This is a genomic window from Dinghuibacter sp., from assembly GCF_035492835.1.
Lineage (GTDB): Bacteria > Bacteroidota > Bacteroidia > Chitinophagales > Chitinophagaceae > Dinghuibacter.
Window position 1 is genome coordinate 1 of record NZ_DATJIY010000124.1, and the last position, 13079, is coordinate 13079.

Consider the following 13079-nt stretch of genomic DNA (forward strand, 5'->3'; position numbering starts at 1 on the left):
TGGTGAACGGAACGCCGCGGAGCACCAGCTCGCCGTCCGGCAGCAGCCAGGTGGTCAGGAAATAGGCGACGATGGCGGTCAGGATGATCGACCCCCAGTTACCCATGTTGAGCGCCCGTTGTACCGCGTGCGTGCTGATGCCCGCCGCGTCGGATATGCGGACGAAGAAGGTCGCGATCATGGAGAAAATGATCCCCGCGCCGGCGATCAGCATCGGCAGCAGTATGGGGGAGTAGCCCCCGAAGTTGTCGGTGGCCTGAACCTCGTGACCCAGGACCATCGTCGCCAGGACGGTGGCTACATAGGAGCCGAAAAGGTCGGCGCCCATACCGGCTACGTCGCCCACGTTGTCGCCTACGTTGTCGGCGATGGTGGCGGGGTTGCGCGGGTCATCCTCGGGGATACCGGCTTCCACCTTACCCACGAGGTCGGCGCCCACGTCGGCGGCCTTGGTATAGATACCGCCGCCCACCCGGGCAAAGAGCGCGATCGACTCGGCGCCCAGCGAAAAGCCCGTCAGGACCTCGATCGCCTTGGTAACTTCCGGTGCGGTGGCCATGACGTCGGGCGCAAAAACCCGGATCAATATGATAAAGAGGCCTCCCAGACCGAGGACGGCCAGACCGGCCACCCCGAGTCCCATGACGGACCCCCCTGTAAACGAAACATTAAGCGCGCGGCTCAGGCTCGTCCGGGCCGCCTGTGCGGTACGGACATTGGCCTTGGTGGCCACCCGCATCCCGATAAACCCGGCCAGGGCGCTAAATACCGCCCCCAGGACAAAGGCTACCGCGATAAAGGGGCTGGAATTTTCGTTCTGGCTGCCCATGTACCCCAGGAGCAGACCGGCGATGATGACAAAATAAGAGAGGATCTTATATTCAGCCTTGAGGAAGGCCATGGCGCCTTCGGCAATATGCTGCGCGATTTCCTTCATGCGGTCGTTACCGGCGTCCTGCCGCGCGACCCAGTTAAAACGGATAAAGGTGTAGATAAGGCCTAAAATACCGGCCGCCGGAACCAGGTAGACAATATTACTCATAGCAATAAAATGACGGCAAAAATAGGGGAAACCGTCCTATAATACGGTCCCAGCCCCCAAATGTTTAAAGGCTTTCCCCATTCCATCCACAATTCCGGACGCCGTCAAACTTTCCATGGAGGCCGAATCGAGCGCCATATCACCTGCCAGCCCATGGAGATAGACCCCCAGCACCGCCGCCTGCTGGCTCGGGTACCCCTGGGCCAAAAGCCCGGTCAGGATGCCCGTCAGCACGTCACCGCTCCCGCCGGTGGCCATGCCCGCATTCCCCGTGGTATTGAAGTAGCCGGAACCGTCAGGCGTGGCGACCAGTGTCCGGTGCCCCTTCAGCACGATGACGCAGCGGTGCTCCGCCGCCTTTTCCAGCGCCATCCTGACTCGTTCGAAGTCGTTGGCCGCCGGCCCGAACAGTCGTTCGAATTCCTTGGGGTGTGGCGTCAGGATGGAGCCCCTGGGCACTTTGGCCCAAAGTCGCGGGTTGGTCCCTAACAGGTTAAGGGCATCCGCGTCGATCACCACCTTGCCTCCGGCAGTCCCCGTCTCGGGTTGTATTTGCGCCGCCAGCCCCAGTACACGCTCGACCAGCTCCAGCGCCGCGTCATCCGTGCCCAGCCCCGGCCCGACGCCCAATGCTTTATACGCCGACGGTTTTACCGCGTCGACGTCGCTCAGCGCCATCGCCTCCGGCACCGCCGTCTGGACGATGACCGCCTGCTCCCGTGGCACGAGCAGCGTCAGCAGACCCACGCCGCTGTGGAGACAGGCCCGGGCGCCCAGCACGCAGGCGCCCATTTTCCCCTCGTTACCCGCGACCAGCAACGCGTGGCCAAAGGTCCCCTTGTGGGAAAACGACGACCGGGGTCTATAAAATCCCCTTGCCAATTCCAGGTCTGTCACCCGCAGCGGCGATGCCGTTTCCGCTTCATACACCGGGTCAAGACCAATCGGCAGCAGGTGCACCTCGCCGAAGTAGGGCGCGTTTTCCGCCAGGAGCAGACCGAGCTTCCAGCTCCCCAGCGTCAACGTATGCGCCGCCTGTATCACCGGTCCCCCGGCGCTCGGCTCGTCCGTCCGCAGCCCCGTGGGCAGGTCGATCGCCAGGATGGGTCGCCCGCTCCCGTTTAGGAAACGGACGAGGTCCGCCGTCAACCCCTCCAGCGGCCGGTTGAGCCCCGACCCCAGCAAGGCGTCGACGATCACGGCGTCCGCCGGCAGCCCCGGGAACGCATCCCTGGATTGAATAAAAGTAATGTCCTGTGTCAGCGGGTGCAGTCCCGCCAGGTTCGCCTGGAAATCCTCCGTCCCCAAATTCCCGAACTCGAGGATATACACCCGCACCGGCACATTCCGCTCCAGCAGAAGCCGTGCCAGCGCCAGGCCGTCGCCTCCATTATTACCCTTGGCGCAAAAAATATGGCAAACCCTTCCCTTCAGGGCATAGTTCCCGACGATCCATTGGCAACAGGCCAGCGCCGCCCGCTCCATCAGGTCCAGCGACCGCACGGGCTCGTGCTCGATCGTATAAGCGTCCCAGGCGCGAACCTGGGGTCCGGTAAAGACTTTCATCTGTTGTTAATTATGCTTCGCAAAAACAGAGCCCGATTTTGCCGCCCGCCCCTTTGCCGCCGTCGCGTGCAGCGGTTGCCGCGCCGGCTACTGGAACAACTCTTCCTTGCTTTTCGGCCGAAGCGCCTCATACCACTTGAACCCCGGCAACCGCGTCTGCTCGATCTGGATCTGCCCCATGGGTATGGTCGTGCCCTTCACGCCATTCCGGTACACCACGCGATGGAGCTCCCGGTTCAGGAAATAAAGGTCGATGGCGTCCGCCTCGTCCAGGCTCAGCCCCAGGAATTGCAGGCTGTCGTTCTGCGCAAAATATACGCTGTGGGCGTTCCCCTTGGACCGCATGTAGTCGATCGCGCCATCCTTGAAATACCCGTTGACCGTCCGGCTTTGGATCTGGTTGTAAAAGTCCTTGCTGACCTTGTTGATGATAAAGCCGTTGTTGAAGACGTAGAGCCGGGTAGGGGCCTGGTGTTTGGTATACAGGTACATCGTGTCCCCCGAGATCTGGCTGTGGTTTGCCCATATCACCGGTCGGGAAAAGAACCGGAATACCGAGTCGACGTCCGAATAAAAGAGGCTGTCCGACTTTGCCTGTAGCGAATCGGAAAAAACGCGCACGTGGTGGAAGCCGATCATAAAGCGCAACGTGCTGTCCTGGCCAGGCGGCAGGCTGTCGGTGGACTCATCGATCGCGCGGTGCGCGGCGCTGTCCCGTATCCGGGGATGATAGCTGGAATCGGACCCCGGCGGAAAGAGGCTCGTATCCCCGAGGGCATCCATGTTTTTCCGGAAGGTACGGAGGTGATGTACCAGGTCCGAGTAAAAGGTATCCGCCGCCACGTAGGTGGTGTCCTTGCCCTGGAGCAAGATCAGCACCGGCTTCTCGGTGGCCAGCAGGTTCCTTTTCTGGCGGTTGAACTGAACGTGGTTGGCCAGTACCGTATTGGAGGAAGTATCTTTATAGATGACGTTACCGCGGGCCTCGCCCTCCCCGGAAATCTTGTCGTAGGCAAGCCGGTCGGCGATCACGCTCCCCGCGCTGTCGTCGATCCGCGGCCTTTCCTCCGAATAAAAGAGGTTATGCTTGAGGTCGTAGTATCCTTTTTTCGTGTGGATCGTGCTTTTGCCGTCGTCGATCACCGTCGGCACCGCCCAACTGGCCACTTTCGATTCCATATTATAAATCAGGCTGTCGTTGGTGATCCGGTATCCCGTATCGACCAGGTGCACGTTCCGGCTAAAGATGACGTCCTTGGTATTGCCGTTGTACAATCCGTTGACGCTGGTCACCGTGGTCGTCCCGTTAACCACCTTGCCGCCCTTGATGTACGTGCCGACGTGCGTGGGCAGGTCGTAGTCCAGGGAGTCCGTCGTGAGGACATTCTTGCCATCGGTCATTCGCACCTCGCGCCGGAGGATCGCCTTCTTGGGCGTCGCAAAGTATTTGAGATAGCGGGAGTATATATTGACGCTGTCGTTGTCGTTGATGTGCACCGTCCCGAACGCTTCCACTTCGTTGGCCCGCTGGTTGAAGTACATGCTGTCCGCGTACAGCTTGGTGCGCCCCTCGTACAGCGTATCGTGCCCGATGAGTTTTTCCAGCTGTATCGAGTCACGCGTGATTTGCGTCAGTTGATCCGTGTGTACAATGATGATGACCCGCGTCGACGTATCCGGCGGCGGCGTCACCTGCTGCTGCGCGACGGCAGACAATCCCATAAAGGTCAGCCAAACAAAAATTGTTGCGCGTCTCATCGCTGCTGCGTACTATCCTCACTCAGGGGCGCCTTGAGCGGCGTGGACCTGTCTTTCTTACCAAAAACCGAGATATTGATATAACGCTTGGGATGCACCTTCAGGTCATCCAGGAGCGTATTGAGGCTTCGAACGGTGGAGTTCAGCCGGTTGTACAGGGTGCGGTCGTTGAGCAACGCGCCCACCGAACCGTTGGTGCCGTTCAGCTTGGTCAGGATACCCTCCAGGGCGGCCGTGCTGGTATCGAGCTGGTGCAGGGTCTTGCCCAGGTCGCCGTTGGCCAGCTGGTCCGTCGTCTTTTTCAGGTTCGAGAGGGTGCCTGTGAGGTTGTCGTTGTTCTTGGCAAGGTTACCGGTGAACGAGTTCAGGTTATCCATGGTTTTGGACAGGGATCCGTTTTCCTTATCCAATAAACCGTTCAGGCGGTCAATCGTGACCGTGAGGGAATTCGCGTCGTTGTTGAAACCCGCGATCAGGCTCCGCAGGTTCCCCTTCGTCCTCGGGTCGAGGATGTCGGAGAACTTGCCCAGCACCGAATCCACCGAGTGCAGGACCAGGGCGACCTGTGTCAGCACCGGGTCGAACGTCTTGAGGACGTTGTCCAGGAGACCGGGCGTGCCCTGGCTGAGGATCGTATCGCCCTTGGTCAGCAACCGGCTGGAGTTGCCCATGACGATATCCACCTCCGGCGTCCCCAGGGGCGGGGTTTTGATCATGGCCACGGAATTATCGGGGATATTCAGCTCCCTCGTCATATTGAATGTAACCAGGATAGTGTCGATGCTCTTGTCCATCGGCTTGATATCGTATACGGTGCCTACCTGGAGCCCATTGATCATAACGGCATTCGAGGTGGCGAGTCCGTTTACGTTGGCGTATTTGGCGTAGAGCCTGTTGGAATTGGAGAACAGGTTACGGCCCTTCAGGAAGTTGAAGCCAAGGATCAGCAGCGTGATGGCAACCGCCGCAAGGGCGCCCACCTTTGTTTCGTTGGTAATCTTCATCAGGTGTGGTCAGTATAATTTGTCAAAAGTAAGGCATATTCCGTGCCCGTTGCGTAATTTAACTTTTCCGCGTGCGCGCCCTCTTCCGCGCCCGCCGACACGGCTCACATGCCTAGCGCCTCTTGCGCTGACTCTGACCGGCCGTCTTGAGGCCGCCGCCGTTCGCCTGCGCGGAATCCTGGACCTGTTCGACGGTCTTCCCTTCCACCTGTGCCTTATATTTGATCACCGCCCGGGTAATATTATCCGCGATTTCCTGCTGACCCGCGTCGCTGTTGAGGTAGTCCTCGTCGCCCTTGTTGGACAGGAAGCCGGTTTCGACCAGGACACTGGGCATGTTTGTGGATTCGAGTACCCGTATACCGGTATAGCGTTGCTCGACGCCCCGGTTGCGGTCACCCATTTCGTCCTCGATCATCCCCCCCAGCTTCAGGCTTTTGAAAAAGTAATTCTTGGCCCACATCATAGCCTCGATCCGCGCTTCGGGAGATGACGGCAGCGTCGTTTCCGCGTTGGTGGTGTCCTGGGAGTCGATTTCACCCAGGCCCTCGAGGGCCGTTTTGACCTTGTCGTCCGCTTTGCGCGCGGTGAAGATGAAGGTGGCAGTACCAATGGGCGTTGGATCGGCGACCTCATACCTCCGGTATTCGGCCACTCTCCGTATATGCTTTTTGCGGTTGGCGCCCTTCCCCGTATAATACGCCTGTTTCCGGTAGCCTTCGAACTCGTGGATGATCTTGGGCATATAGTCGCAGTGGATACACAAGAACAGGTCCCCATGGTTGTCGTTGGCGATTTGCGCCTTTTCCCCTACGGGTTGAAAGATGTCCGTCGTCCGCGTCATCACGATCCGGACCCCGGGCAGGGATTCGTGAAGGGTCCTTCCCAGTTTCATCGCGATTTGAAGGGTCAGGTCCTTTTCCTGGGAATACGAGCCCTTCGCCCCGGTGTCATGCCCGCCGTGACCGGCGTCCACGATGATGGTATTAATACCCTTGTGGAGCTGGCGTTTCGCCGCGGCGCCTTTCGGTCCCCCGATAAAGGCGGACGCGGTCGCCAGAACGAGCAACAGACAGCCTGCCAGAATGCCTATGGATTGTCGCTTCATGCCTTAGTTATATTTTTCATAAACCACCCCTTTGCGGAGCAATATAGTACCCATTTGGCTATTTTTGCCCCCGATGCTATATGAGGAGTCATCGCAAATTTAGCTATAAATATCTTTTGACGGGCATTACGAGCGCATCCCTGATAGGTTGGTCGATCATTTCAGCTGCGCCGAATACCTTTTCAAGACCGATCCCCGGGACACAAGACACCGTGCCAAGGATCGTAAAGACTATTCCCGGAAGCATCACGGCCCCGGATACCGTCTATAAACCCCTCAGAGGCGGCGTCGAAACCCCCGTCGCCCCGGACACGCTCCACAAGGACACCACCCGCCGTCCCCTCATCGACTCCCTGTCGATCCCCCTCTCCAAGGATTCCCTCGACGCGCCGATCACCTACGAGGCGGAGGACTCGATGGTCCTGGACATACCGAACAAACGCGTTTTACTGTACGACCAGGCCACCACCGACTACAAGGACCTCAAATTGAAGTCCGGTATCATCATGATGGACCAGAGCACGCAGATCCTGGTCGCCCTGCCCGCGCCCGGGCTCGACTCCAACGGCCTCCTCGTACAACGGCCGGAATTCACCCAGGGCCAGGACGTCGTCACCTCCGACTCCATGCGGTACAGTATGAGGTCCAAAAAAGGCATTAGCGTCAACGCCGACGGCCAGGAGGGCGAAATGTTCATCCACAGCCAGCGGTCCAAAAAGATAGACGAAAAGACCTTTTACGCATACAACGCCCGGTTCACCACCTGCGACCTGGACACCCCGCACTTCGCCTTCCGGGCCAAGCGCGTCAAATACATCAGCGGGAAATTCGCCATCACCGGCTACACCCGGCCCGAATTCGAGGGTATTCCGTTCCCGATCGGCATCCCCTACGGCATCTTCCCCCTGGTCGATGGCCAGCACAGCGGCCTGCTGCCGCCCGCCTTTACCGTCAACGACCAACAGGGGCTCGGTCTCACCGGTCTCGGGTACTACAAGGTGATCAGCCAGAACATGGACTTCCTCATCAAGGGGAACATCTATTCTTACGGCAGCTGGGAGCTGGACCTCGACCCGTCCTACTATGTCCGCTACCACTACCGCGGGTCGGTGAACTTCTCGGTCATCGACACCAAGATCGCCTTCAAGGGCGACCCCGACTACCAGCAGTCCACCAACTTCAACCTCCAGTGGGCCCACTCCGCCGATGCCAAAGCCCATCCCGGCCAGAGCTTCAACGCCTCGGTGAACCTGATGACGTCGAAGTACAACCAATACCAGACCAATTACGTCGGGCAGGTCTACAACAACCAGATACAGTCCTCCGTGGCCTATACCAAAACGTTCACCGGGACCCCGTTTTACTTTTCCGCCGCCTTTACCCAAAACCAAAACACCCAGCAGCGACTGTGGAACGTCTCGTTACCCAACCTCAACCTGACCGCCAATACCGTCTATCCCTTCCAGAAAAAGAACCAGGTCGGCCCCAAAAAGTGGTACCAGAACCTCGGTATCGGGTATAACGGTTCTTATCAGAGTCTTATTTCATTTTACGACACCGCTTTTAGTTTTAAACAGGTTTGGGATACCCTCCAGTGGGGCGCCCACCATACCATACCCATCACCCTTTCCCTGCCGCCCGCCGGCCCCATCCAGATCGCGCCCAGCGTGAGCTACGACGAGACCTGGTTTTCCCGGCAGATGCTCCTGCACTGGGACCAGAAGGCCGTGAAGGTGGACACCACCATCATCAAGGGCTTTTATACCCAGCGCCAGATGACCTACGGCATCAGCACCAGCACCGCGGCCTATGGTACCTTCAACTTCGGCAGCGGCTACATCAAGGCCATCCGGCACGTCGTGCGCCCGACCATCGGGTTCTCCTACCAGCCCGACCTCAACAAGGGCGCTTTTTATTCGACCCAGGTCGACACCCTTACCTACGGCGGGACCGTATCGCCCTTCCAGACATTCAACAAATACGCCGGCGGCGTGTTTGCGCCCTACGGCCAGGGAACGTTTGGCGGTATCAACTTCCAGCTCGACAACAACCTCGAGATGAAGGTCCGCAACAGCAAGGACACCACCGGGAACACGCCCTACAAAAAGGTTAAATTGCTCGACGCCTTTGGTTTTTCCGGCAACTATAACCTGGTCGCCGACTCCTTCAAGCTGTCCGACTGGACGATATACGCCCACAGCAACCTGTTCAACAAGATCAATGTGGCGGGCGGCGCCACCCTCGACCCTTACCAGGTCAACGCCGCCGGCAACCGGGTCGATAAATATGTATGGTCCGGCGGCCATGGTTTTTCCCCCGGCCGCTTCGTGAGCGGTTACGTTTCCGCCTCCACCACCTTCGAGTCTAAAAAGTCCAAGGGCCAGGAAAGCGCCCAGGACTCCCTCCTGAACGGTAAGGACCTCAACAACCCCGGCGCGATGTCCGACGACCAGCGGGAGCTCAATTACATCCGCAGCAACCCCGCCGAGTTCGCCAACTTCAACATCCCCTGGCACCTCAGCCTGTCCTATTCGCTGACCATAAGCCGCGTCCAGAACGCCAACTTCCAGGGCTGGACCAACCGCACGACCCAGTCCATCAACTTCAACGGCGACTTCAACCTCACCCCAAACTGGAAGATCATCGGCAGCGGCACCTTCAGCGTCGACTCCTATACCTTCCAGTTCCTGCAGGCGTCCGTAGCCCGCAACCTCCACTGCTGGCAGATGGCCATAAACGTGACGCCGCTCGGGTATTACCGGTCGTTTTCCATCACCCTTTCCCCCAAGAGTGGCATCCTCCGCGACCTCCGCATCAACCGCACGAGGTCGTACTACTCGATTCCGCAGTACTAAGCCTTCGGCCGCGCCCCCTTACGAGGCCGCCGCGACCTTCGTGTGCGCCACAGCTCTGCCCGCGGCCACGTGAAGCCGCCCCACACGCCGCGCCCAAGCCGCCAACGCACCCCTACGCGTGCGCTACGTAGTAATCCTCCATGATCTTGTAAAGCTTCTCCTTGAGCGCCTTCGGGTCCATCCCCTCGGGATAGACCGGCGGGAGAAAGTGCATCTCCATGGGACCGGGCCAGAAGAAAAAGGTCTTGCTCCCCTGGGGCAGTACGCGCTTTGTGTTAAACAACAGCGCCGGGATGATCGCCTTCCCCGTGTCGACGGACAAACGGAACGCCCCGTCCTGGAAGGGTCCCAATGGCTGGTTGGTCCGGTTGCGTGTCCCTTCGGGGTAGATGCACATGTGGATGCCTTCGGCGAGGACCGCTTTCATGAGGCGGTAGCTGTCCCGGCGGCTCTCGGCGTTCTTGCGATCCACCAGCACGGACCCGCGTTTATAGATGATACCGAATATAGGTATCCGCGACAGCTCTACCTTGGCGATCGTTTTATTCGGCCCGGGGATCTCCGGGGTGGAGATGGGGATGTCGATAAATGAATTGTGGTTGACGATGACGATATAGTTTTCGCCCTTGGCGAAGTTCCCGGCCCCGACCCGCTTGATCCTACACCCCGACAGCAGCAAAAAGCTATGGATCCACCACCGACCCAACCGTCGGAAACGCTCCACCCCCCTGGGCCCCGGGTCCCGGTAACTAAACGCCACCGGTATTACGATCAGTAACATCGTGCCGACAAACATCAGCGCCCCCCAAACCGCGAAAATCCTGCCCAAAATGGCGCCCAGGAAACTGTCTGGAGAAATAAGTCCTTTTTTATCGCCTTTCATAAATTTTAGATTTTGTTCCGCGAACCAGCGCGCTTCGTGTGCCCAGCGCCTCACGGCGCCGCCCCACGCCCCGCCTCACGGCAACCTCCAATCGATGGCCTCCCGCCCCTCCCTCACCAAAATCGCATTCGTCTTTGAAAAATGCTTACACCCAAAGAACCCCCGGTCCGCCGAAAACGGCGAGGGGTGCGGCGCCCGCAGGATATGATGCCGTTGCACGTCGATAAGCACCTGCTTGTCCTGGGCAAACTTGCCCCACAACAGGAAGACAATCCCTTTCTTTTGCCCGGAAATCGTCCGGATCACCGCGTCCGTAAACGGCGCCCAGATCGCCGCGTGGCTGTTGGGCTCGCCCGCCCGCACTGTCAGCGCCGCGTTCAGCAATAACACCCCTTGCGAGGCCCAATGTTCCAGGTTCCCGCTGGAAGGCGTCTCCATCCCGATGTCGTCCTTTAGCTCTTTGAAGATATTCACCAGCGATGGCGGTGGTTTCACCCCCGCCGGCACGCTAAAACACAGCCCATGTGCCTGTCCCGGCCCATGATAGGGGTCTTGCCCCAGGATGACGACCTTCAACCGGTCCAGGGGCGTCGCATCAAACGCATGAAACATCTGGGAGCCCGGCGGATATATGGTCTTCCCCGCCGCCTTTTCCGTCTTGATGAACCGAACGATCTCGGTAAAATAGGCCTGGTCGAACTCCTTTTGCAGAACCGCTTTCCAGCTTGGCTCGATCTTAACGTCCATATTTGGCTTTTCCGTTGCCCCGCAAGCTAAAAATAAATTATCTTTGTCGGCAATCTTTTTCCGGTCCGGTAGCTCAGTTGGATAGAGCGGCAGCCTTCTAAGCTGTAGGTCATTGGTTCGAATCCAATCCGGATCACAAGCGTGGCGCCAGGACTTGCCGCAGCGATAGCTGCGGCAGTTTTGTTTATACGGTAGCGTCGGCGAGCTCCCACATACTCCCGCCGATGCTCGTTCCCGCACGATTGCTGTATCGAAACCGAACATCATGGTCTCTCATAGGCCTTGACAGAAAAATGGTTTTCAAGACTTTATATACGCGGCACTCTTTTGGGATCGTCCTAATGATTTGGCTGCCTTACTCGTCATAAAACCGACCATCGCATGTTCCGCAACTATCTCAAGATCGCCTTCCGGAGCCTCAGGAAAAGCACGGGGTTTACAGCTTTAAACGTCCTCGGCCTGGCCGCGGGACTAAGCGTTTGCCTCTTCATCGTCTTATATGTGTCGGACGAGCGCAGCTACGACCGGCACTATAAAAATGCCGAACGCATCTACCGTCTCGACGCCGATATCTATCTCAATAATACGCTCTTCAACAGCGCCACCTCCCCCAAACCACTGGCGGTACAATTGGTAAAAGACTATCCGCAGATCGAGCAAATGGTGCGCATCAGCTATTTCAATTCACCTACGGACATCATGATCCGCAAGGGGAGCTCCTGGGTCCAGGATCACCACCTAGCCTTCGCCGACTCTACTTTCTTCAAGGTTTTTACGGTGCCCATGATCGAAGGCGATCCCAACACCGCACTCAATGAACCGCATTCGATCGTCATCGACGAATCGGCCGCCAAACGCTATTTCAACACCACGGATGTAGTCGGAAAGATACTCGAGCTGGACGACAAGACCCTCTGCAAGATCACCGGCGTGATGCAGGACATGCCCCGGCAATCGAGTTTTCACTTCAGCTTTATCCGCCCCCTGCATGATTCCTGGAGTGGCGACGAAGGCAAATGGGTCCAAAACTCCGCACAAAGCTTTATCCTCGCGCGCCCAGGTATAGACCCATCCTTTTTGCAGGATCGCGTAGATGCCGACGTCAAAACATATGTCTATCCTCAATTGGGGGACGTGCTGCATATCGATGCTAAAGCCATGAAACAGCAGGGCGGCCATCTCCGCTATCACCTGACACCGCTCACCGATATTCATTTGCATTCGAATAAATCGTTTGAATTCGAGGCGGGCGGCAATAGCAGCTATATCTATGTCTTCTCATTCATCGCGATCCTCATCCTGATCATCGCCTGCGTGAACTTCATGAACCTGAGCACAGCCAGGTCGGCCAACCGCGCCAAAGAAGTAGGCATCCGCAAAGTAGCCGGCTCTACCCGGCGAAATCTCATCGGGCAGTTCCTCACGGAGTCTATTCTCCTCACTTTCATCTCCCTGCTCCTGGCGCTTGGCTTCGTGCTGGTCTTCCTGCCTATGTTCAATACGCTATCCGGAAAAAACCTCCACGCGGACATCCTTTTCACGCCCCGTTTCCTCGGGCTGCTGGTCGCGCTCGTCTTCCTGGTTGGCTGTCTTGCCGGCAGCTACCCGGCTTTCTACCTGTCGTCTTTCCGGCCGATAAAAGTGCTCAAGGGCTCCATCGCCACGGGTTTCAGAAATAGCTGGCTCCTCCGCCCCCTCGTCGTCTTCCAGTTTTTTATCTCCATTGGACTGATCATTGGAACACTCGTCATCTACCGGCAGTTAAACTATATCCGCAGCCGCGAGATAGGGTTTGACCGCGACCAGGTACTCGTTGTGCAAAACACCGCGTCAGTGGGCGACGAAATAAAGACGTTCCGCAAAGAGCTGCTCCAACTGCCGGGTGTCGCCGATGCGACTCTCGCAAGCGATCTGCCCACCCAGGGAAGTGGTTATAACGAAACCGGCTGGTTCCGGAATGCCACCACGGACAGCAAATCTCTCATCGTCATGACTGACCTGGACATCGACGAACATTTTGTTCCAACGCTTGGCATGCAGGTGGTGAAAGGCCGGAATTTCTCGCATGAGTTTCCTACCGACTCGTCGGGCATCCTTGTCAACGAAGCCGCTGTGC

General features: G+C 58.0%; 9 protein-coding genes and 1 tRNA gene. 3 read left to right on the forward strand and 7 right to left on the reverse strand.

Features of this window, described 5'->3' with window-relative positions; all coding sequences use genetic code 11:
- From VL547_RS11330 to VL547_RS11350, 5 genes are all read right to left on the reverse strand, one after another.
- Nucleotides 1–1042: sodium/proton-translocating pyrophosphatase (locus VL547_RS11330; RefSeq protein ID WP_325577784.1), on the reverse strand; the 1042-nt coding region annotated here is incomplete at its 3' end.
- A gap of 36 nt (nucleotides 1043–1078) precedes the next feature.
- A complete protein-coding gene (locus VL547_RS11335; RefSeq protein WP_325577785.1) occupies nucleotides 1079–2608 on the reverse strand; it encodes an NAD(P)H-hydrate dehydratase in 1530 nt (509 codons plus the stop codon).
- Between the two features lie 87 nt (nucleotides 2609–2695).
- Entirely contained in the window at nucleotides 2696–4366 is a 1671-nt protein-coding gene (locus VL547_RS11340) for an OstA-like protein (protein ID WP_325577786.1), read from the reverse strand.
- A complete protein-coding gene (locus VL547_RS11345) occupies nucleotides 4363–5370 on the reverse strand; it encodes an MlaD family protein (protein WP_325577787.1) in 1008 nt (335 codons plus the stop codon). Before VL547_RS11345 ends, VL547_RS11340 begins: the two co-directional genes overlap by 4 nt.
- A gap of 112 nt (nucleotides 5371–5482) precedes the next feature.
- Nucleotides 5483–6478, reverse strand: a complete 996-nt coding sequence (locus tag VL547_RS11350; RefSeq protein WP_325577788.1) for an N-acetylmuramoyl-L-alanine amidase — start codon at nucleotides 6476–6478, stop codon at nucleotides 5483–5485.
- 212 nt (nucleotides 6479–6690) lie between these two features.
- On the opposite strand from VL547_RS11350, the gene VL547_RS11355 reads away from it, so the two are divergent.
- Nucleotides 6691–9333, forward strand: a complete 2643-nt coding sequence (locus VL547_RS11355; RefSeq protein ID WP_325577789.1) for a putative LPS assembly protein LptD — start codon at nucleotides 6691–6693, stop codon at nucleotides 9331–9333.
- Nucleotides 9334–9445: 112 nt separating this feature from the next.
- Here VL547_RS11355 and VL547_RS11360 read toward each other — a convergent pair whose 3' ends face one another.
- Entirely contained in the window at nucleotides 9446–10216 is a 771-nt protein-coding gene (locus tag VL547_RS11360; RefSeq protein WP_325577790.1) for a lysophospholipid acyltransferase family protein, read from the reverse strand.
- A 75-nt stretch (nucleotides 10217–10291) separates the two neighbouring features.
- On the reverse strand, nucleotides 10292–10963 hold the full coding sequence (gene ung, locus VL547_RS11365) for a uracil-DNA glycosylase (protein WP_325577791.1): 672 nt from the start codon (nucleotides 10961–10963) through the stop codon (nucleotides 10292–10294).
- 62 nt (nucleotides 10964–11025) lie between these two features.
- Between ung and VL547_RS11370 the strand changes: the two genes are divergently transcribed.
- Nucleotides 11026–11099: transfer RNA gene (locus VL547_RS11370), tRNA-Arg, on the forward strand.
- 245 nt (nucleotides 11100–11344) lie between these two features.
- Nucleotides 11345–13079 (forward strand): ABC transporter permease (locus VL547_RS11375; protein WP_325577792.1); only part of this gene is annotated, 1735 nt, incomplete at its 3' end.

Coding starts and splice junctions, on each gene's coding strand:
- VL547_RS11335 (WP_325577785.1), bottom strand. CDS start 2,608: ATGAAAGTCTTTACCGGACCCCAGGTTCGCGCCTGGGACGCTTATACG.
- VL547_RS11340 (WP_325577786.1), bottom strand. CDS start 4,366: ATGAGACGCGCAACAATTTTTGTTTGGCTGACCTTTATGGGATTGTCT.
- VL547_RS11345 (WP_325577787.1), bottom strand. CDS start 5,370: ATGAAGATTACCAACGAAACAAAGGTGGGCGCCCTTGCGGCGGTTGCC.
- VL547_RS11350 (WP_325577788.1), bottom strand. CDS start 6,478: ATGAAGCGACAATCCATAGGCATTCTGGCAGGCTGTCTGTTGCTCGTT.
- VL547_RS11360 (WP_325577790.1), bottom strand. CDS start 10,216: ATGAAAGGCGATAAAAAAGGACTTATTTCTCCAGACAGTTTCCTGGGC.
- ung (WP_325577791.1), bottom strand. CDS start 10,963: ATGGACGTTAAGATCGAGCCAAGCTGGAAAGCGGTTCTGCAAAAGGAG.